Annotated in this window: 18 protein-coding genes and 1 pseudogene; 11 read left to right on the forward strand and 8 right to left on the reverse strand. The window is 70.8% G+C overall.

Annotation, left to right across the window (positions count from 1 at the left end; genetic code table 11):
- Positions 1 to 211 precede the first annotated feature (211 nt).
- Positions 212 to 1,609, reverse strand: a complete 1,398-nt coding sequence (locus tag ACWCRB_RS16665) for an ROK family transcriptional regulator (protein WP_450996742.1) — start codon at positions 1,607 to 1,609, stop codon at positions 212 to 214.
- A 181-nt stretch (positions 1,610 to 1,790) separates the two neighbouring features.
- Here ACWCRB_RS16665 and ACWCRB_RS16670 point away from each other — a divergent pair, with 181 nt between their 5' ends.
- Positions 1,791 to 3,434 carry a subtype B tannase gene (locus tag ACWCRB_RS16670; protein ID WP_450996743.1) on the forward strand — a complete coding sequence of 548 codons (1,644 nt, stop codon included), beginning with the start codon at positions 1,791 to 1,793 and terminating at the stop codon, positions 3,432 to 3,434.
- A gap of 113 nt (positions 3,435 to 3,547) precedes the next feature.
- Here the strand turns inward: ACWCRB_RS16670 and ACWCRB_RS16675 are convergent, their stop codons facing one another.
- Positions 3,548 to 4,174, reverse strand: coding sequence for a TetR/AcrR family transcriptional regulator (locus ACWCRB_RS16675; RefSeq protein WP_405534749.1), 627 nt, complete (start codon positions 4,172 to 4,174; stop codon positions 3,548 to 3,550).
- A gap of 110 nt (positions 4,175 to 4,284) precedes the next feature.
- Between ACWCRB_RS16675 and ACWCRB_RS16680 the strand changes: the two genes are divergently transcribed.
- Positions 4,285 to 6,090, forward strand: a complete 1,806-nt coding sequence (locus tag ACWCRB_RS16680) for an SDR family NAD(P)-dependent oxidoreductase (RefSeq protein ID WP_450996744.1) — start codon at positions 4,285 to 4,287, stop codon at positions 6,088 to 6,090.
- Here ACWCRB_RS16680 and ACWCRB_RS16685 read toward each other — a convergent pair.
- Positions 6,080 to 6,238: a hypothetical protein gene (locus tag ACWCRB_RS16685; RefSeq protein ID WP_450996745.1), complete on the reverse strand. Its 159-nt coding sequence runs from the start codon at positions 6,236 to 6,238 to the stop codon at positions 6,080 to 6,082. The two genes, ACWCRB_RS16680 and ACWCRB_RS16685, sit on opposite strands and share 11 nt — an antisense overlap.
- 375 nt (positions 6,239 to 6,613) lie before the next feature.
- On the opposite strand from ACWCRB_RS16685, the pseudogene ACWCRB_RS16690 reads away from it, so the two are divergent.
- From ACWCRB_RS16690 to ACWCRB_RS16705, 4 genes and pseudogenes are all read left to right on the forward strand, one after another.
- Positions 6,614 to 7,769 (forward strand): annotated as a pseudogene (locus ACWCRB_RS16690) (IS30 family transposase).
- Positions 7,770 to 8,688: 919 nt separating this feature from the next.
- Positions 8,689 to 9,681 (forward strand): dihydroxyacetone kinase subunit DhaK, encoded by a 993-nt coding sequence (dhaK, locus tag ACWCRB_RS16695; RefSeq protein ID WP_450996746.1) that lies wholly within the window; start codon positions 8,689 to 8,691, stop codon positions 9,679 to 9,681.
- Between the two features lie 62 nt (positions 9,682 to 9,743).
- Entirely contained in the window at positions 9,744 to 10,343 is a 600-nt protein-coding gene (gene dhaL, locus ACWCRB_RS16700; RefSeq protein WP_450996747.1) for a dihydroxyacetone kinase subunit DhaL, read from the forward strand.
- Positions 10,336 to 10,749, forward strand: a complete 414-nt coding sequence (locus tag ACWCRB_RS16705) for a PTS-dependent dihydroxyacetone kinase phosphotransferase subunit DhaM (RefSeq protein ID WP_450996748.1) — start codon at positions 10,336 to 10,338, stop codon at positions 10,747 to 10,749. The genes dhaL and ACWCRB_RS16705 overlap by 8 nt, the downstream gene beginning before the upstream one ends.
- A 63-nt stretch (positions 10,750 to 10,812) precedes the next feature.
- Here the strand turns inward: ACWCRB_RS16705 and ACWCRB_RS16710 are convergent, their stop codons facing one another.
- Positions 10,813 to 11,526 (reverse strand): glycoside hydrolase family 75 protein, encoded by a 714-nt coding sequence (locus ACWCRB_RS16710; protein WP_450996749.1) that lies wholly within the window; start codon positions 11,524 to 11,526, stop codon positions 10,813 to 10,815.
- 366 nt (positions 11,527 to 11,892) lie between these two features.
- On the opposite strand from ACWCRB_RS16710, the gene ACWCRB_RS16715 reads away from it, so the two are divergent.
- Together ACWCRB_RS16715 and ACWCRB_RS16720 are read left to right on the forward strand one after the other, a co-directional pair.
- Positions 11,893 to 12,876: a fibronectin type III domain-containing protein gene (locus tag ACWCRB_RS16715; protein WP_450996750.1), complete on the forward strand. Its 984-nt coding sequence runs from the start codon at positions 11,893 to 11,895 to the stop codon at positions 12,874 to 12,876.
- Positions 12,877 to 13,083: 207 nt separating this feature from the next.
- On the forward strand, positions 13,084 to 13,620 hold the full coding sequence (locus ACWCRB_RS16720; protein WP_450996751.1) for a hypothetical protein: 537 nt from the start codon (positions 13,084 to 13,086) through the stop codon (positions 13,618 to 13,620).
- A gap of 155 nt (positions 13,621 to 13,775) precedes the next feature.
- Here the strand turns inward: ACWCRB_RS16720 and ACWCRB_RS16725 are convergent, their stop codons facing one another.
- The 3 genes from ACWCRB_RS16725 to ACWCRB_RS16735 form a co-directional block, all read right to left on the reverse strand.
- The gene (locus ACWCRB_RS16725; RefSeq protein ID WP_450996752.1) at positions 13,776 to 14,606 is read right to left on the reverse strand and encodes a putative protein N(5)-glutamine methyltransferase; all 831 of its coding nucleotides are present in this window, start codon (positions 14,604 to 14,606) and stop codon (positions 13,776 to 13,778) included.
- Between the two features lie 208 nt (positions 14,607 to 14,814).
- Positions 14,815 to 15,534 (reverse strand): GNAT family N-acetyltransferase, encoded by a 720-nt coding sequence (locus ACWCRB_RS16730; protein ID WP_450996753.1) that lies wholly within the window; start codon positions 15,532 to 15,534, stop codon positions 14,815 to 14,817.
- Entirely contained in the window at positions 15,531 to 16,460 is a 930-nt protein-coding gene (locus ACWCRB_RS16735; protein ID WP_450996754.1) for an NADP-dependent oxidoreductase, read from the reverse strand. The genes ACWCRB_RS16730 and ACWCRB_RS16735 overlap by 4 nt, the downstream gene beginning before the upstream one ends.
- Before the next feature lie 210 nt (positions 16,461 to 16,670).
- Between ACWCRB_RS16735 and ACWCRB_RS16740 the strand changes: the two genes are divergently transcribed.
- The 3 genes from ACWCRB_RS16740 (at position 16,671) to ACWCRB_RS16750 (ending at position 19,097) form a co-directional block, all read left to right on the forward strand.
- A complete protein-coding gene (locus ACWCRB_RS16740; protein ID WP_450996755.1) occupies positions 16,671 to 17,276 on the forward strand; it encodes a sulfite oxidase-like oxidoreductase in 606 nt (201 codons plus the stop codon).
- Positions 17,277 to 17,415: 139 nt separating this feature from the next.
- Positions 17,416 to 18,138: a ferredoxin reductase gene (locus tag ACWCRB_RS16745; protein WP_450996784.1), complete on the forward strand. Its 723-nt coding sequence runs from the start codon at positions 17,416 to 17,418 to the stop codon at positions 18,136 to 18,138.
- Between the two features lie 368 nt (positions 18,139 to 18,506).
- Positions 18,507 to 19,097 (forward strand): Rv1733c family protein, encoded by a 591-nt coding sequence (locus tag ACWCRB_RS16750; protein ID WP_450996756.1) that lies wholly within the window; start codon positions 18,507 to 18,509, stop codon positions 19,095 to 19,097.
- 6 nt (positions 19,098 to 19,103) lie between these two features.
- Here ACWCRB_RS16750 and ACWCRB_RS16755 read toward each other — a convergent pair whose 3' ends face one another.
- Complete coding sequence (locus tag ACWCRB_RS16755) at positions 19,104 to 20,462, reverse strand: 8-oxoguanine deaminase (protein ID WP_450996757.1); 1,359 nt, start codon at positions 20,460 to 20,462, stop codon at positions 19,104 to 19,106.
- Positions 20,463 to 20,574 lie beyond the last annotated feature (112 nt).

Genomic DNA, 20,574 nt, shown 5'->3' on the forward strand with positions numbered 1-20,574 from the left:
GGTCAGTTGATGGCGGCACGGCGTCTCCCACAGGCGCGGGGGCAAGGTCACGGTAGTGACTGCAAACGGATGGCATGGAGAAGCCATGAGCAACCGGGCAGACGTCACCTTCGAGTCGGGCGGTGAGAGGTGGGCGGCATGGGCTGCCCGGCACTGTTTCAGCTGTGTGAGAGAGAATTGATGATCAACGGCCGGTGGCCGGCGTCGGGCCTCACCGGCCGTGCACAGCCGTGATCGGTGCGGCGCCATCTCCGGTCGGCACGGTGGTCGGGTCGTCGAGGATCCGGTCCCGGCCCACCTGGACGGCCCCGTGGAGTGTGGCGTCGGCACCGAGGACGCCGACGGACACGGTGAGCCCCACGCCCGGGATCTCGGTGCGGCGTCCGGTGAGGCGGGCGTCGATGCCGGGGGTCAACCAGGGCGCCCACTCGGCGAGATAGCCGCCGAGGACGGCCTCGCCGGCGTCGGTGGCGCTGGCGACGGCCAGGAGTGCGGCGCCCAGGGCATGGCCGGCGCGGTCGAGCGCCGCAAGCGCTTGAGGGTCCCCGGACCGCAGGCGACGGCTGAGTTCGGCGCGGTCGTCGCCGGGCCGTTGCCCCGGGGCCGGGGCGCCCATCCCGGCAGCAGCGATCAGGGCCCTGAGACTGAGATAGGAGTCCAGGCAACCGCGCGAACCGCACAGGCAGGACCGGCCGTCGAGGGACACCGGGACATGGCCGATCTCGCCGGCCATGCCATGGCTGCCCTGATGGACACGGCCTCCTATGAGCAGTCCGCCGCTGACTCCGATCTCGCCCTTGACGTAGACGACGGTGTCGGGCCGGCTGACGCCGGCGGCGGCCAAGGCGTGGTACTCGGCGAGTGCGGCCACGTTCGCCTCGTTGACGACCTCGACCGGACAACCCAGGTCAGGCAGGTGTCCGGTGACAAGTCCTGCCAGATCGGTCACCCCCCACCCGAACCCGATGGCCGCCCCCACCACACCCTCGATCACCGGCCCAGGCACAGCGATGACAACCCGCCCCACATGCGCACCCCCGGCCCGAGCGACAGTCCGCTCGACGGCCCGGGCGATCATTGCGGCCACGGGCCCGGGCTTCCGCCCGGCCTTCCACCTGGGCATCAGCCCACCGGTCGGCCCCGTTCGCCGCTCGGCATCCGGCCCAGCCACCGCTCCCGCATCCGGTCCGGTCACAGCCCCGGCCGTCCGCCCCACCGCCCCTTCCCCCGGCGGACCGCCCGGCGGCCCAGGAGCCCCCAGCGGCACGTCATGCGCCACCCGCTCCGCATGAACCACCGCACCCCCAAGATCGGCGGCCCACACACGCACGTACTCCCACGACACCTGGACGGCCACGGTCCACACCCGCCCGGGAACCAGCCGCAGCAGACGTCTAGGCCGCCCCCGCCCGCCCGAGAGCGCGGCGCCCGCCTCCTCCACCAGCCCCCGCTCGATGAGATCCGCGACCAGCGCAGTCACCGAGGCGTGCACCAGCCCGGTGGCGGCGGCGATCTCGGTGCGCGCACAGGGGCCGAACGCCTCGATATGGCGGAGCACGAGGGACAGGTTGGCGCGGCGCACGTCCGCGGAGTCGGCTGGACTGATCACGCAACCGATTGTCCCCGACCGGTCTGGTAGCGTGGAACCATATTTTTCACACGTTGAAAAATTTAGCTGAGGGTTCCCTGAGAAGTCGACGAAATTGTTGACGATCCGCTCGAAACATCACTAGCTTCACGAATGCCAACACAAAGGGCAGGCGATGAACCGCGTGATGAGGAGAGCGACCATGCAGCACAGGGCAATCAAGCGAAGGAACGTCGTCATCGGGATCGGCGCGACCGCCGGTGTCGCCGCAGTCGGCGGCATCGCGCTGACGGCGCAGGCGTCGAGCGACAAGCAGGGCTCCACGACATCCTCCGACGCCCTGGTCTTCGACAAGGACGACTACACCGAACTGACCGAGACGCTCGCGGACGCGTCCGGTACCGACCACTCGGTGACGTACCACTTCTACAAGCCCCGCAACTACGTCACCAACCCCAGCGACGACACCCACCAGAGCCTGGTCGTCAGCGTCCCCGTCAAGATCGACGGCAAGGCCGTCGACGCCTCCAGGGCGCCGATCGTCCTGGCGAACGCGGTGGGCGCCTACATGCCGTCGACCGTCGCGACCGCAACGGGTGTGGGGCAGGCCGCGCTGGAAATGGGCGCCATCGGCGGCGGCACCGGAACCGGCGGGATGCCGTCCGGGATGCCCACCGACGGGTCGATACCCAGCGGCATGCCCTCGGGCGGTCCGGGCGGCGGCACGGGGGCCATCAACGGCATGGTCAACCTCGCGAAGCTCGCGCTGGTGGCGGGCTACGTCGTCGTCGAGCCCGGCACCCGCGGCCGCAGCCTGACCGACTCGTCCGGCACCTACTACGGAACGGCCCCGGCGGTCATCGTGGACCTGAAGGCCGCGGTGCGCTACATCCGCTTCAACAAGGGCCGCCTGCCCGGCAACGCCACCCGGATCGTCTCCACCGGCACCAGCGCCGGTGGTGCCTCGTCCGCCCTGCTCGGCGCGTCCGGCGACAGCAAGATCTACGACACGTACCTGAAGGAGGCCGGTGCCGCCGAGGCCTCCGACGCGATCTTCGCGACCGGCGCCTGGTGCCCGATCACCGACCTGGAGCACGCCGACGGCGCCTACGAGTGGAACTGGGGCACCAACGTCACCCAGTCCACCGGCAAGGTCGTCGACCAGACGGTGTCGAAGGAACTGCAGTCCCAGTTCGCGGAGTACCAGGCGAAGTTGAAGCTGCGCGGCCTGAACGGCTACGGAACCCTGACCGCCCGCAACTACGACGACTACCTGCTCCAGACCTATCTCCAGGCGTCCGCGACCAAGTACCTCGCCGCCCTGTCGGATTCGGGCCGCGAGACCTACCTGGCCAAGAACACGTTCATCACCTGGTCCGGCGGCAAGGCGACCTTCACGTGGGAGAACTACCTCGCGCACGTGGGCGCGCGGAAGAAGACCACGCCGGCCTTCGACGCCTTCGATCTGTCTGCGGGTGAGAACAACGAGTTCGGCACCGGTACGACCGAGTCGCGCCACTTCACGGCGTACAGCGCCAAGAACGACAGCACGGGCCTGAGCAGCACGCGCGTCGGGAGCGACATCCCCGAGAAGCTGCGGCTGATGAACCCGATGTACCACCTGCTCGAAGAGCGCAACCCGAACCGCTCCAAGCACTGGTGGATCCGGCTGGGCACCAGCGACACCGACACCTCGCACGTCATCTCCGCCAACCTCGCCGCCGCCGTGGACAACGTCGGCGACAACGTCAACCACTCCTTCTACTGGGACCAGGGCCACGCCACCAACGAAGACCCGGGCGACTTCCTCGAGTGGGTCGCCAAGGTGACCGGCTACAAGAAGTAGCCCGGGTCGGGCACCCCCGCAACGAGTCGCCGGCGTCTCACCGAGTACGTCACCGAAGGGCCCCACCGTTTACGGTGGGGCCCTTCGGCGTGCCTTGATGCAGTCGGCCCGCCTCAGGGGCGGTTGACGTCCTCGTACACGGCGAGCAACCCGCGCACCGCACCGCCGACAGCGGCGACGTACATCCGCAGCACGTGGTCGAGCTCCTCCTCGGGGTGGGCCAGCCACCAGTGGCCGAGCTGCTCACCGATACCCGAGATGACGTGGGCGGCCGCCAGGAGGCTTGGTCGATCGAGCCCTACGGGATAGGGCGAGGCAACGTCCGCGATGCGCTCGATGGTCTGCCGCCGGAGCTTGATGAGCTGTTCGGCCATGTCGCCGCCGAGCCCGGAGGAGGAGGTGAACAGCAGCGCCCACCGGCGTGGGTCGTTGGCGACGAGTTCGAGGAAGACGCGGCCTCCGGCGGTGATCAACTCGTCCATGTCGCCACCGGCCGTCGCGATCGCCGTGACAAGGGTGTCCTCGAACTCATGGCGGGCCCGTCGCACGCACGCCACGAAGATGCCCTCCTGTGATCCGTGGTGCTGGTACACGACCGGACGGCTGACGCCGGCGGCACGGGCGATGTCCTCGACGGAGACGCCTTCGTAACCGCGCTCGGTGAACAGGTCCTCGGCGACGTCGAGCAGCTGCTCTTCCCGCTGCTTGCCGGTCAGGCGTCGGCGTGCTGCGACGGCCACGTGTCCTCCGAATGGTTCCGTACCTGGCGGGCTCATTGACAATCCAACTTACGAACCGTAACTTACGATCCGTAAGTTACACATCGTAACCTTCTGGCCGGGAGTATCGCATGAGACTGGGGATGGACCGCGGGGCGCTGGTCGCGTGGGACCCGGACGGCAAGGAGTGGGTCGTTGTCGGCGAGCGGTGGAACCACGACCTGCTGGCCTTCCTGGCCGACGGGGAAGAAGCGGTGCGTGAGGCCGAGCGCGTGTTCGCCGATCCGGAGCGGGCCTCGGGCCGGGCGCCGGGTGGGCTGCCGTTCGCGCCGGCTTCGCTGCGCGCGTTCGCCCTGTGGGAGTCCCACATGGTCAATGGGGCGAGGGGCATGGTCGCCGTGTTCGGCTCATCGGGCGTCCGTCGGCTGACGCGGGGATTCGAGGCGGTGACCGGTCGCGTACTGCCTCCGTTGCGCCCCAAGGCCAACTACTACCGCGAGCCGCAGTTCTACATGGGCAATCACCGCTCGGTACTACCGGACGGAGCCGACGTGGCATGGCCGTCGTTCGCCCAGGTCCTTGACTTCGAGCTGGAGTTGGGCGTCGTCATCGCCCGCGAGGTCAGGGACTGCACGCCGGCCGAGGGACTGGCCGCCATCGGCGGCTTCGTCGTCATGAACGACTGGAGCGCCCGTGACACCCAGTGGGACGACACCCGGCGCGGCACGTTCGGCGGCGTGGTGAAGGCCAAGACGTTCGCCGGTGCCATGTCGGCGGTGGTGGTGACGGCCGACGAAGTTCTGCCCCGGTGGCGCGACCTGACCGGCCGGGCGCTGGTCAACGGGGAAGTATGGGCGCAGGGCAGCACCGCCTCACCCCTGCATGACCTGGGGGCAGCCGTTGCCTATGCCGCACGCGGTGAGTCCCTCGGCCCCGGCGAGATTCTGTCGAGCGGCACTCTGCCGGGCTGCTGCGGGCTGGAGATGCGCCGCTTCCCCCGTCCCGGCGACGAGGTTCGCCTTGAGCTCGATCTGGCGGCCGGGGAACCGGTCACGCTCACCAACACCCTTGGTGCGCGTCCGCGCCGTACCTCCGAGGACAAGCGGGGCGTGGCCGTGGTGACCGGCTGCGACTCCGGCATCGGCAAGGAACTGGCCAGGGAGTTGCACCGCCGCGGCCGCACCGTGTACGCGACTGGACTGAAGGCGGAGGCCATGAACGACCTGGCCGCCGCCGGACTGCGGGTCGCCGCCCTCGACGTCACCGACCCCGCGAGCGTGAACGCATTGATCAAACGCCTCGCCGCAGACGGTGAAACGGTGGACCTGCTGGTCAACAACGCCGGCTACGGCGCCATGGGCCCGGTGATCGAGATGCCGATCGCCGATGTGCGCCGGCAGTACGAGGTGAACGTATTCGGCCTGCTCACGGCCACACAGCAGTTGGCTCAGGGCATGATCGAAGCCGGTCGAGGCACCATCGTGAACATCGGATCGACCTCAGGGCTGCTGATCTCACCCTTCGCCGGCGTCTACTGCTCCACCAAGTCCGCGGTCCATGCGCTCACCGATGCCATGCGGATGGAGCTCGCGCCCTTCGGGATCGCCGTCGTACGCATCGAACCGAACCAGATTCGCACCCGCTTCGGCGACACCGCAACCGCTGGCCTGGCCGCTCGCATCTCAGCGGATTCGCGGTACTTCAGGCTGCGTGACGCGATGACCTCCCGCGCCCAGGGATCGCAGACCAGCAACGCCATGCCAGCCGATGAGTTCGCCCGCAAGGTCGCCGACGCCGTGCTGTCCGACAAGCCCCCCATCAGGCTGAAGCTCGGCCGCGAAGTGTGGCCCTACACCCTGCTCAAGCCGTTCCTGCCCTCCCGCCGGATCGACGCGATCCTGAGCAATCGCTTCGGCCTGGACAGGCTCAGCGCATAGGGGCGATCGTGACCCGCCACACACTGGTGTCGTCATAAGCCAGTTCGCCTTCCGGGACGGGCGCGAAGTTGTGGTTCTGCCACCCTTCCGCGACCAAGCGGGCCGTCATGTCGGTGGCCAGGGAGCGGAATTCGTTACGAGGTGGCACGACTGACCAGGTCGCGACGGTACGAAGACATGCTGAGAAGATACGACGCGTCATTGTGGTGAGGCTGCCCGTTTTCATCGCACGACCAGAGACCGCCGCGAGTCTGGCGGTAACGGAAGGTAAGCGGTGCCCATCACGCCTCGAATACCGCCACAGCATCACACCGGCTCTCCCACAGGCGGCTCTCTGGGGAGAATCTGGGCGGCGCTGGGGAGCGCGTGGGGAGAATCAGCTGCGCAACGCGGCATGCCACTGAAAAACGCGGAAATCGCCATCCGCGCAGGTCAGTGTCGGCGACGGCTGAAAAGTGGACCAGTAGCGACGCTTGGGTTCTAACGCTTGTCGCAACATTCCTTGATCATTCGGTGTGTGTTCATGGCGAGGCGGGGACGTAAGCGCAGGCTGGAGCTCGAAGGCCGAGTACTGGCGCCTTCTGCGGGCCGGGGTGGGCAGCGTCGAGGCGTGCAGGCGACTCGGGATCGGACGGAAGACCGGGTACCGGTGGCGGGCGGAGAACGGTGGCCTGCAACCGGACCATCTTCCAGAGACCTCCCGGTCTGGCCGGTACCTGTCGCTGCTGCAACGCCGGAGGATCGCCTCATTGCGCGGACGCGGCCTGACCATTCGCGAGATAGCCAGCCTGCTCGGACGGGCACCATCGACGGTCAGCCGGGAGCTGCGGCGCAACAGCCGCCCGCACGACTACGGCAGATACGACGCCGACGGCTCACCGCAAACGAGCCGGACGCCCCAGACGCGCCAAGCTGGCCACGGATCCCGAGCTGAAGGCCGAGGTGCAGTCCAAGCTGGATCAGGAGTGGAGCCCGGAGCAGATCGCCTCTCACCTGCGGTCCCGTTGACCCGATCACCCCGAGCGGCATCTTGCCACGAGGCCATTTATCGAGCCCTCCACCAAAGCGCAAAGGGCGGCCTGAGTGTGGGACCTTGACCAGGAAACTCCGCACCGGCCGGCCGCTGAGAAAGAAGCGTCGCCGCCCTGACCAGCGCATGCCCAGGTTTGTCGCACCCGCCGTCCTCATCGACTCCAGGCCACCGATCATCGAGTTGCGCAAGCGTCTCGAGGACTGGGAAGGAGACCCCGTCGTGGGCGTCCCCAGCCAGTCCGCCGTCGCCGCCCTTGTCGACCGACGCACCCGCCATCTCCGCCTGATCCCGCTGCCTGACGGGCACTCGGCCACCTGCGCGGCGCCCTCATAACCTTAGCGAGCTACCAGAGCAAGCCCGTCGGAGTCTCACCTGGGACCAAGGCTCCGAAATGGCCCGTCATCACGAACTCGCTCCCTACTTCGCCGACGGTATCCTCTTCGCCCGGCCGGGCAGCCCCTGGCAGCGGGGCACGAACGAGAACACCAACGGCCTGGTCCGCCAGTACCTGCCCAAGCGCACGAACCTATCCCTCCACACCGCTGACGACCTCCGCGCGATCGAGCACCGGCTCAACAACCGACCCCGCAAAACCCTGAGTTGGCGGACCCTAGCTCAAGCATTCGCCGCCGCACTGGCACCATGAGCCTGCAACGTTGCGACGATCATGCGAATCCACCTTAGAACCCAAGCGTCGGAAGTGGGTCACGATTCACGCGTCGCCGACAGGTCAGAGGCGACTGAAACCGTATCGCCGCAGGTCAGCACCCCCAAGTAGACAACTTCAAGAAGATCTCTTCGTCTCCTGCTTCGCGAATCGTGTTTCGCCTGCCACGCTCCCAATCCGCCCTGGCCCTGCCCGCGCACGACCAAGATCCGGACCATACACGGGCCAAAGTCGGCCAACACTCTTAGAACCTCGCATTCGCACTGGTCAGGGCCATGTACGTGATGTACCACCAGCAGACGAAGAACCTGCTCAGCGGTCTGCACGAGTGGCTGAACATGACTGCTTGGCACCACGAAATCCCAGGCGATCACGCTCGACCGGCCTCGGCAAGCCGTCCGCTACCGGGTCACCATCCGTGTCCTCAATTCGGCCGACAAGGGGATGTGGTTCAAGCTCCCTCCGGCGTCGACTCACTCGTATTCGGCATCCCCGGAAGACGGGGCAAGGGGTCAATCGTCCGCGCGTAGCCGTACGAACACTCCAACGGAGTCCGAGCCGACGAGGCTGCCCCTGAACCGGAGGCCGAGCGGACTGAGCATCGTCCACGCCCAGGAGTTCACGGGCGCGCAACCCGCACACTCCCGTTCACGCCCGCACACGTGACCCCCACTCACTCAGCGTCGATACTTTCGAGAGAAGGCTTCCAGAAGCACCTAACTGCACGCCAGCCACACCTGACGAACCGTCACCAAAATCAGCGTTGAGTCAGCATCAGTACCGCCGGAGCCCGCTTCCGACCGCCACGCACCGCCAAGATCGACAACTGAACAGTCTTAGTCTGACCTGCGAAGACACAGGCCAGAGGCTCATCCGTTAATCTCACCAGGAGGTACCCATGAAGATGCTCATCAACGTTCCGGAGACCGTGGTCACCGACGCGCTGCGGGGCATGGCGGCGGCCCATCCCGAGCTGACCGTCGACGTGGAGAACCGGGTGATCGTACGGCGGGACGCTCCCGTGGCCGGAAAAGTGGCCCTCGTCTCGGGTGGCGGTTCGGGGCACGAGCCGCTGCACGGAGGGTTCGTGGGACCCGGGATGCTGTCGGCGGCCTGTCCGGGTGAGGTGTTCACGTCTCCTGTGCCCGACCAGATGGTGCGGGCCGCGGCGGCCGTGGACAGCGGGGCGGGCGTGCTGTTCGTGGTGAAGAACTACACCGGCGACGTCCTCAACTTCGACATGGCGGCCGAACTCGCCGAGGACGAGGGCATCCAGGTCGCGAAGGTCATCGTCAACGACGACGTCGCCGTCACCGACAGCCTCTACACGGCCGGGCGGCGCGGTACGGGCGGCACGCTGTTCGTGGAGAAGATCGCCGGCGCGGCGGCGGACGAGGGGCGCCCGTTGGAGCAGGTGCGCGCCATCGCCCAGCAGGTCAACGACAGTTCCCGCAGCTTCGGCGTCGCGCTCGGCGCCTGCACCACCCCGGCCAAGGGCAGCCCCACCTTCGATCTGCCGCCGGGCGAGCTGGAGTTGGGCGTCGGCATCCACGGCGAGCCGGGCCGGGAGCGGCGGCCGATGATGACCTCGGGCGAGATCGCCGACTTCGCGGTGGAAGCGGTACTGGAGGATCTGAACCCGCGCAATCCCGTGCTGCTGCTGGTCAACGGGATGGGCGCGACACCGCTGCTGGAGCTGTACGGGTTCAACGCGGAGGTGCACCGGGTGCTGGCCGGGCGCGGGGTCGCCGTGGCCCGCACGCTGGTCGGCAACTACGTGACCTCGCTCGACATGGCGGGCGCCTCGGTGACCCTGTGCGAGATCGACGAGGAGTTGCTGCGGCTGTGGGACGCGCCGGTGCGCACGGCGGGTCTGCGCTGGGGCATGTGAGCCCGGGTACGGCAGTGACCGACATACCCACCACGCACGCACCTACCACGCAAGGAGACCCCGTGCTCGACGCCGACTTCTTCCGCCGCTGGATGACGGCGACGGCCGTGTCCGTGGGCCATGAGGCGGAGCGGCTCACCGCCCTGGACTCGCCGATCGGCGACGCCGATCACGGCAGCAATCTGCGGCGCGGCTTCAACGCCGTGGCCGACGTCGTGGAGAAGGAGGCGCCGGACACGCCCGGCGCGGTCCTCGTCCTCGCCGGACGCACCCTCATCTCGACGGTCGGCGGCGCCTCGGGGCCGCTGTACGGAACGCTGCTGCGCCGCACCGGCAAGGCGCTCGGCGAGGCGGCCGAGGTGAGCGCGGAGCAGTTCACGGACGCGCTGCGCACAGGGGTGGACGCGGTGATGGCGCTCGGCGGTGCGGCGCCCGGCGACAAGACGATGATCGACGCCCTCGTGCCCGCCGTGGACGCCCTCGCCACCTCGTTCGCCGCCGCACGGACGGCCGCCGAACAGGGCGCCCTCGCGACCGTGCCCCTGCAGGCCCGCAAGGGCAGGGCGAGTTATCTCGGCGAGCGCAGCATCGGCCACCAGGACCCGGGGGCCACCTCGGCGGCGCTGCTGATCGCGGCTCTCGCGGAGACCGCCGGTGAGTGACGGGACCGGCCTGGTCGGGGTCGTGCTGGTGTCGCACAGCGCGGCGGTGGCCGCCTCGGTGGCGGATCTGGCCCGGGAGCTGGTCGGCGGCGGTGCGGCCGTTCCCGTCGCCGCGGCGGGCGGCACCGAGTCCGGCGAACTCGGCACGAGCGCCGAACTGATCACCGCGGCGGCCCGTTCCGTGGACCGGGGTGCCGGAGTCGCGGTCCTGATGGACCTGGGCAGCGCTGTCCTCACGGTGAAGGCGCTCCTCGCAGAGGGCGACGAACTCCCGGACGGCACCCGCCTGGTGGACGCGCCGTTCGTCGAGGGAGCGGTGGCGGCGGTCGTCACGGCGTCGACGGGAGCCGACCTGGCGGCGGTGGAGGCGGCGGCCGCGGAGGCGTACACGTACCGCAAGGTGTAGGGGGGCGGGAGCGGCGGGCAACAACGGTTCGAGGACCGGCCCGCCGCTCCCCCATGGGCCTGCTCAGCCGCCGTCCTCGGCCCCGGCACGGCCGACGCCCTCGCCCACGAACTCCTTCGCCAGCCGCTCCCCCACCTCCACCGCCGCGGCATGGTCCTCGATCGGCGACACCCTGGAGTTCTTGAAGACGATGTACGTGACACCGGAGGCCGTTCCGCCGCCGTGCGGGTCGGGATTGATGCCCAGCGCGTCGGCGGTCGCGTAGGACGCCTCGCCGATGATGTCGCGGGGGCCGGTGTCGCCGACGACCGCGTACTGCACCCGGTCCTTGTAGACGACGGCCGCGACCGAGCCGCCCCGGATGCCGTAGTCGCGGTAGTTCCAGATGCTGCTGGCGACCGGTACGACGATGAACGGCAGCCGCGCGGCGTCCAGTTGGCGGCCGTCGGACTGCTGGTAGGCGGTGGTGTCGGCGAAGTACGGGTCGGTGCTGCTGTTGCAGCGCGGCCCGGCCTGGCCGTCGCAGTCGATGTCCATGTCGGCCGTCCAGTAGACGGCCTCCTCGGTGCCGCAGACCGGGATGTCCGCGCGGGCTCCGGCGTCGCTGCGGTAGTGGCCGTTGGACACAGGAGTGCAGCCTTGCACCCTGGCCAGCAGGTCGACGGCCCGGACGCTGCCCTCGTACCGCGCCGGCTCGTTCGTGTGAGCGGCTGGCAGCGCGGTCGGGGCGAGCAGGGCGGCACCGGCCGCGGCGAGTGTCAGCGTGTGGACACGCACGATAGGGGCCCTCTCCTGGGGGATCTGACGGACACTCGGCCCAATCTGGTGCCGGTCCGATCACGCGTCCACCGTTAGGGGGCCGTACGGTGCATGCCCCGAACTCGCGACAGGGGCCGGGCGCCTGAGCCCGTGTCGGCTCCGGCGACCCGGCCACCCGTGACGGCGCGGGTCCTGCGACGACAGCGGTTCCGCGCCCATGACATGAACTGCCCAGACAGCAGGGCGAGTTCAGCCTTGACGAGCCTCAGCATACGTAATCACGGCGGACACGCAGCAACCGCACCCCTCTTGATGCACACGCCCCAGCGGGTCCATATTGGTCCGGACCAATACCGTGCGGGAGGGGCGGAGGAGGGGACAGCTGTGCGACGCGTGGCCAGGTACGTCACGTCCGTCTGCGGGACACTGCTGCTCACCGTCTCCTGCACCTGGACCGGGGACGCGGGCGGGAGCGACACGGACGGTGGGCTCCCGCCCGCCCCGGCCGGGGTCACGGCCGCAGCGGGCAGCGCGACCAGCGTGCACGTGATGTGGAACCGCGCACCGGACGGTCCCGAGGTCTCCGCGTACGAGGTGTATCGCGGCACGGCGAAGGTGAGGGAAGTCCCCGGGTCGGAACACATGGTGGACGTCGTCGGACTCACCCCGTCCACCACGTACGTCTTCACGGTGCGGGCCCGGAACAAGGCCGGGCACTCCGGCCCCCGCAGCAAGACCGTCCGCGCGACGACCCCAGCAGCGTCCGCGACGGACACCACCGCCCCGACCCGCCTCGGCCGCACGCGGGGCGAGACCACCGGCAGCCGGTCGGTGCTGCTGTCCTGGGACGCGTCGACGGACAACCGGGAAGTGGCCTCGTACGACATCCACCAGGGCGCGGCGAGAATCCACACGGTGACCGGGGACCGGACGACGGCCGTGGTCACCGGTCTTCGGCCGGGCACCCGCTACACCTTCACCGTCCGCGCCCGGGACGCCGCCGACAACGTCTCCGCGGCCGGCTCCCCCGTACGTCTGACGACCGCCCCGGGCTCCGACACCGGACAGGGGACCGCCCCCACCGGCTTCCGGGCGGCGACCCATCGCACGGACGGGGCGTACTACCTGGACCTGTCCTGGATCCCGCCGCGCGCGGACGGCGTGATCACGGAGTACGAGATCCACCTCGACGGACGTCCGGCCACCTCGCTGGTGTGGGGCGGGCCCGTTCCGAGCGGGCGGGCGTCGTACAGCTTCTATGTGGGCCGGGAGGCGGGGACGGAGTACCGGGTGCGGATCAGGGCGCGGCTGCCGGACGGGACGTGGGGCGGGTTCTCGGCGGAGCGGACGGCGGTGACGGCGGCGTAGAGCCGAGGGGGCCCACCGCGGTCCCGGACCACCGTGACAGCCCATCACCGGTCCGCCGTACGAACGAATCCGTCACCTGCCCGGTCGCCGTCCGGGTGCGGGCCGGGGCAGGGGCACGTTGGCTGGCCCCGAGGCAGCACGGGCGATCCCCGACCCTCGGCGGCGCATGGGACGTACCGCCAACCGTGCCGCCGGAGGGCAGTCCACATGCGAACCGTTCCATTCCTCCTCCGATCCGGCCTGACCGTGGCGGCCGCCGCAGTGCTTCCGCTCGCCCTGACCGCCCAGACCGCTTCGGCGGCCGGGATCTCGGTGAGCACCAGCGGGTCCACGGTCTCGGTGACCACCACCGCGTGCCCCACCAGCAGCGGCAGCGGCTACGGCAGCGCCTCGCTCCTCAACAGCAGTCAGCGGTCCTTCAACGAAGGGCGTGTGGAGCCGCTCTCGGGCACGAGCGCCAGCCAGTCCGCCGTCTGGTCGGGCGTCAGCCCCGGCACCTACACCGTCACCGTGCAGTGCACGAACGGTGCCACCGCAGGTTCCCAGGCGGTCATCGTCAGCACCGCCTCGACGCCCACCATCTCGGCCACGGCCTCCCCCTCCCGGGGCGTCATGGGCGGCCTGGGCGGCGCCACCAAGGACTACGGCACCCTCACCTTCGCAGCGGGCGGCACCCTGGTGGTGTGCGGCGCGGTGGCGGCGGCATGGGTACTACGCCGCCGCTCAAAGCCGTACCGCCTCTGAGCGACCCCGCCTCTTCCCCGCGCCCCGTCCCGCCCCCCGGCCAGCGGACGGGGCGGGGGCGGGGCGCGGAGCGCCAGCGCCCGTAGGGGCGCGGGGAACTGCGCGACCAGCCACAACGCACCCGCAGACGAAAACACCGACCATCCAGCGGAACCTCAACTTTGAACCCCGATCACCACATTGGCGTACAGCTCCTCCGACACCGCCAGCCTCGTGACCAGCCCACCCATCTCGAACGCCAAGGTCGCCGAAGACACCTGGCGCTCACTCGTCTCGACCAGGAGACACCCACCCGGCGCCAACCACTCCGAGGCCCGCGCAGCGACCCTCCGCAGCACGTCGAGCCCGTCGCCACCCCCGTCCAGGGCGACAAGCGGTTCATGGTCACGCGCTTCCGGCGGCAGCAGCCCGACCTCCTCGGTGGGCACATAGGGCACGTTGGCGGCAAGGATGCCGACCCGCCCGCGCAGACCGACGGGCAGCGCGTCGAACAGATCACCCTCGTGGGCGTGTCCGCCGTACGCGGCGACATTGCGACGCGCGCACTCCACGGCCACGGGGTCGATGTCGGCGGCGTGCAGTTCGACACCGGTGAGAACGGCGGCCAGCGCGGCGCCGACCGCGCCCGAGCCGCAGCACAGGTCCACGACGACGGAGGCGTCCGGGGCCTGGGCCAGGGCCTCGGCGACGAGGAACTCGGTACGTCTGCGCGGCACGAAGACGCCCGGCTCGACGGCGATGCGCAGACCGCTGAACTCGGCCCAGCCGAGGACGTGTTCGAGCGGCAGGCCTGAGGCGCGGCGGGTGACCATGGCGGCCAGCTCGTCCGGGTCACGAGCGGCGGAGAGGACGAGCCGGGCCTCGTCCTCGGCGAAGACACAGCCGGCGGCGCGCAGGACGGCGGCGACGGAGGCCGGGGAGGGATCGAGCGAAGAAGAACCGAAGGAACCGGAGGAGCTGGGAGTACCGGAGGAACTGGGGGGCATGGAGCCGCGAGCCTTTCGGAAGCCGAAGGGCGCTCTCGCGGTCGCCTAGCGGAGGCGGTCCACGTTGCCTCGAGGTGAGAGCACCCGACCTGACACAGCGGTAATGGGTCTCACCTCCCAGGTGATGTCCGGCTGGGGCGTTCCACAGCCGGACGGCAACATTACCCGAACGGTCGGGCCCACGCCCTCCCGCACCCCGACACTCTCGCTACGGCAGCGCCAACTCCCGCTCGTCGCCGAGGTGTTCGGGCACACGGGCGGCCAGGAACGCGGTTCTGCGGCGCAGCCGGAAGCCGAGGGACTCGTAGAGCCGGATGGCGTTGGTGTTCTCGGCGGCGGTGTGCAGGAACGGGGTTTCGCCCCGGCTGCGGATGCCGTGGGCGACGGCGAGGATCAGCCGGGTCGCGAGGCCCTGGCCACGAACCGAAGGGTCGGTGCAGACCGCGCTGATCTCGGTCCAGCCCGGCGGGTGCAGTCGCTCCCCCGCCATGGCGACGAGGGCGCCGTCCCGCCGGATGCCCAGATAGGTGCCCATCTCGACGGTGCGGGGCAGGAACGGTCCTGGCCGGGTCCGTTCGACGAGGTCGAGCATCTCGGGGACGTCCGCAGGGCCGAGGCGGACCGCCTCCGGGTCCGGTGCGGCGGCGACGCCGTCGTCGACGAACTGCACACCGTCGACCTCGAACGTGATCTCCCAGCCCTTCGGGACCTGTCCCGCGAAGCCCGCCAGGGGCACCTCGGCGCCGTGGCCCGCGAGGGCGGCGGCATCGGCCCAGTCGTCGGCGTCGGGCTCGTCGGGCAGCGCCAGCCACGGCGAGACGTCGACGGGGTAGCGCAGCACCCGGCCGCGCCGTTCGGCGAAGTGGGCGTGCGGGCCGGTCAACGAGGCCAGGGCGGGGTTGTCGAGAACATCCGTGCCGTCGCTCATCGGGCGACCCCGACCGTGATGACCGTCTTGCCGCGCGCATGGCCCTCCTCGACCGTACGCAGTGCCTCGGCGGCCCGGTCGAGCGGGAAGGTGCTGGTCACATACGGGTCCAGGGCACCGCGTACGACGAGGTCCGCGACCGCGTCGAGGACGGCGGCGTCGCGGGCGCGGACGACCCGGGCGCCGCCCAGCCGCTCCACGTCCTCGGCGGACGCGCCGGCCGTGATCAGCTTCGTGCGGTCGGTCAGCAGGGTCGCGGCCTCGTCGAGCACCTCGCCGCCGATCAGGTCGTAGACGCCGTCGACGCCCTCCGGGGCCGCCGCCCGCACCCGTGCCGCCAGGTCGGGGCCGGACGGCACGTGGACCGCGCCCAGCGACTCGACGAAGTCCTTCTTGCCGTCGCTCGCGACCCCGACGACCCGCAGCCCCCGGGCCCGGGCGATCTGGAGGATCGCGGCGCCGACCCCGCCGCCCGCGCCGGTGACCAGCAGGGTCGCGCCCGCGGGCAGGGCGAGCTGGACGATGCCGTCGTACGCGGTCGCCGCCGCGACGGGCAGGGCCGCCGCGTCCGTGAAGGAGAGCCCGGCGGGCTTGTGGGCGGTCACGGTGACCGGCAGCAGGACGTACTCGGCGTAGCCGCCGGCGACCGGGTTGCCGAGGACCTCGTCCCCGACGGCGAAGCCGGTGACGTCCTCACCGACCTCCGCGACGACTCCGGCGACCTCGTTGCCGAAGACGGCGGGCAGTTCGCGCGCCCCGCCGCCCGCGCGCGCGTAGCCGGTGCGCTGCTTCCAGTCGACGGGGTTCACACCGGCCGCGCGCACCGCCACGAGCAGCTGCCCGGGACCGGGGCGCGGCCGGTCCACGTCGACCAACGCCTCGGTCTCCGGACCGCCGAACCGTGTGAAGACGTACGCCTTGGGCATGTGCTCCCACTCTCCTTCGCTCACCACCGGACCAACCGGATCAACCGGTATCCAGGGCAAGGTCGATCTCCGGAGCGCTATTCCCGTGACGGCTGAGAGTTCATACGGCCGCAATGATCACCACGGGCCCGGGGTCAGGGGGCCGCACGGCGACCCCGTACGGTGGTACGCGTACCGACTGACCAGGCCTGACCGTGAGGCGCCCACCCTATGAACGTCACCCGAGGCTTCACCGGACGCCCGCGCGTCCACAACGCCGGTCTGCCGCCCGGTCAGTACGACGCGGGCGACGACTGGCCCGTCCTGTCCGCCGAGGTCACCCCTGATCTGGCGCCCGCGGACTGGTCCTTCCGGATCGACGGCTTGGTGGCCGCACCCCGCACCTGGGACTGGGCGGAGGCCCACGCGCTGCCCGGGTCGGCGTACGAGGGTGACATCCACTGTGTGACGAGCTGGTCGAAGTTCGGGGTGCGGTTCGGGGGTGTGTCCCTGGACGCGTTTCTCGACGCGGTGCGGCCCGACGCGTCAGCGACACACGCCGTCGCCTACTCCCACACCGGGTACACCACGAACCTGCCGCTCGCCGACCTGACCGGCGGACGGGCGTGGATCGCCTGGGAGTACGAGGGCCGGCCGCTGCCCGCCGAGCACGGCGGTCCGGCGCGGCTGCTGGTGCCGCATCTGTACTTCTGGAAGAGCGCCAAGTGGATCGCGGGGCTGCGGCTCCTCGACCACGACGAACCGGGGTTCTGGGAGCAGAACGGCTATCACGCGCGCGGGAATCCGTGGGAGGAACAGAGGTACTCCGGTGACTGAGCGCTCCGCTGAAAGTTCCGCGACGGGCCGTCGGCTGTCCGCGGCGTCGTCGTGGCCGATCGCGCCGTTCCCCGCGCCCCTTCAGGGCGCGGACACCCGGGTGGCCGAACCGGAGTTCGTGCCGGTGACGCGGTTCGCGGTGCCCGGCCGGATCGCCGTCAGCAACCGCGCGGCGGCCCTCTGGCAGACGGCCACCCTCACCGAGGTCCGCCGGGAGACGCCCCAGGCGTCCACCTTCCGGTTCGCGGTGCCCGGCTGGGCGGGTCATCTGCCCGGCCAGCACCTGATGCTGCGACTGACCGCCGACGACGGCTACACGGCCCAGCGCCACTACTCGATCGCCTCACCCCCGGACGACACCGGGCACATCGAACTGACCCTCGACCATGTCGAGGACGGCGAGGTCTCCGGCTGGTTCCACACGGTGGCCAAACCCGGCGACGAGGTGGAGGTGCGCGGCCCCCTCAGCGGCTTCTTCGCCTGGCCGGGCGACCGCCCCGCACTGCTGATCGGCGCGGGCTCCGGGGTCGTACCGCTGATGTCGATGATCCGCCACCACCGCGCGCGCGACCTGTCCGTGCCACTACGGCTGCTGGTGTCCGCGCGCGGCCCCGAGGACCTGATCTACGCACAGGAGTACGGCGCCGAGACCACGCCCGTCTTCACGCGCCGCGCGCCCGAGGGCGTGCCGGTCGGACGGCTGGCGGCGGCCCACGTGACGCCCCTGCTGGCCGACGAGCAGCCCCCGGGCGGATGGGAGGCGTACGTGTGCGGCTCCAACGCGTTCGCCGAGCACGCCTCCCGGCTACTGGTGGCGGCAGGCCAGCCCGTGGACCGGATCCGCATCGAACGCTTCGGCTGAGGATCCCGCCCCTGGCGGTGCCCATGCGCCCGCCGGTACCCGGGCCGGGCGGCCGGCAGCGGGTGCGAGAGGTACGTACGCGGCTCCAACGCCTTCGTCGAACACGCCCCACGATTGCTGGTCGCGGCGAGCCAACCCGTGAACCGGATCTGAATCCGGCCCCCAGTGGCACCCCGTGCGCCCGCAGGCGCCCGAGCCGGGCGGTTGACGGCCTCCCGGCATAAGGGTGCGGCCCCCGCGCCTTCCCGGGCACGCCCGAGGCCACGGCCACGGTGGTGCGCCGGCCCTATGGGGGCGTGGGCCGGTCGTGTGCACGACCCCTCGTGCGCGGCTCCCGTTCGGTCGGTGTCGCGCGCGACGATGGGTGGGTGGAGGTCCGGAGGGGAACGCGGGTGTACGGCTGGCGCTGGCGGCGCAATCCGCTGCGCCGTCGGTCGGACGTCGTGGAGGCGTGGACGGTGCTCGTCGTCGCCGTGGTGCTGTGCGTCGGCGCGCCCCTGGTCGGGGCCCTCGCGGCCCGGTGGGCGCACGACGAGGCGCGGGCGACGGCCGACGCACAGCGGGCGGAGCGGCATCAGGTGCGTGCGGTGGCCGTCGCCGGACCCGTGGAGCCTTCGGCGCTCGCGGGCAGACAGCACCTGTACCGCGTACAGGTGCTGTGGACGGAGCCGGGCGGAGGGGCGCGTACGGCGACGGCGCACGTTCCGGCGGGTACGCGGCGCGGTGATGTCATCGACCTGTGGCTCGACGCGCAGGGGCAGGCCGTCGCCCCGCCGCCCGGCGCCGCCGCTGTCCAGCAGCATGCGGTGGCCGTCGGGATCTGCGCCGCGGGCGCGACCGTCGGCGTCACCCTCCTCGCCCGAACCGCCGTACACCGTACGGCCGTTCAGCGTCGGCTCGGGGAGTGGGAACGCGCGTGGGCACGCACGGAGCCGGAGTGGACGCGGCGTCGGGCATGACAGCCTCTACGCGCGCTCCTGCATTCGGCGGGCGATCCTGCCGTGGTCGGTGAGCGCGTCCCGCAGGCCCGGCAGGACGGGTTCGCCCCGGTCGACCAGGACCCGTCCGGCGACAATCGTCGTCCACGCGCGCGCGGGTCCGCAGCGCAGCCACGCCTCCACGGGGTCGCTGAGCGCACCGGCGAGCGCCACCTCGTGCAGGTCCCAGACGACCAGGTCGGCACAGGCGCCGGGCCGCAGATGCCCGATCTCGTCGGCGCGGCCCAGACAGCGCGCCGAGCCCCGCGTGGCGATGTCGAGGGCGTCGCGCGCGGTCATCGCGCCGGGGCCGCCCCGGTAGCGGCCCAGGAGCAGGGCGCCGCGGGTCTCCATCCAGAGCGAGGCGTGGTCGGTCGAGGCGGAGCCGTCGCAACCGATGCCTACGGGCAGGCCCAGTTCGCGCATCTCCTTCACGCGCGCGGTGCCGCCGCCGATGAGCATGTTGGAGCTGGGGCAGTGCGCGACGCCGACGCCCGCGGCGGCCAGGCGCCGCAGTTCGGCGTCGTTCGGATAGATGCAGTGGGCGACCCAGGTGCGGTCGCTCATCCACCCGGCCTCCTCGAAGTACTCGACGGGCCGGCAGCCGTAGGTCTCCAGGCAGTAGGTGTCCTCGTCGTGGTCCTCCGCGAGGTGCGTGTGCAGGCGTACGTCGTGGCGCTCGGCGAGTTCGGCGGTGGCCGTCATCAGCTCCTTGGTCACCGAGAAGGGTGAGCAGGGCGCGAGGGCGACCCGGATCAGCGCGCCCGGTTCCGGGTCGTGGTGGGCCTTGATGAGGCGCTCGCTGTCGGCGAGGACCTCGTCCTCGGTCTGGGTGACGCTCCGGGGCGGCAGGCCGCCGTCCTCCACGGACCGGGTCATGGAGCCGCGCGTGGCGTGGAAGCGGAAGCCGATGTCTCGGGCGGCGCGGATCTCGGCGTCGACGAGTCCGGGGCGGGGGTGCACGTACAGGTGGTCGGACGAGGTGGTGCAGCCGCCCATCAGGAGTTCGGCCATGCCGACGTACGCGGAGACGTACGCCGCCTCCTCGTCGAGCGCCGCCCACAGCGGGTAGAGCGTGGTCAGCCAGTCGAAGAGGGTGCCGTTGACGGCGGGCGCGTAGGAGCGCGTGAGGTTCTGGTAGATGTGGTGGTGCGTGTTGATCAGGCCCGGGGTGACCAGGCGCCCGGCCGCCGACACGGTCGACCGGGCCTCGGGCTCGGTCCCGGCGGCGCCCACGGCGGTGACACGCCCGCCGTCGACGGCGACCCACCCGCCGGGAATCTCGCGCCCGCCGTCCACGACGAGCAGTTCGGCGTCCCTGACCAGCAGTTCCACAGGAGTCGACATGGTCGTCATCGTAGAGCGGCGCGAGCCCCCTAGGGGACCTCGTCCGGGCCCGCGTCCGGGCCGCGTCGGGGGCTCGTCCGGGGCATGAGGCCTGGCGGGCCTCCAGGCCTCC

The organism is Streptomyces sp. NPDC002156, from assembly GCF_053593675.1.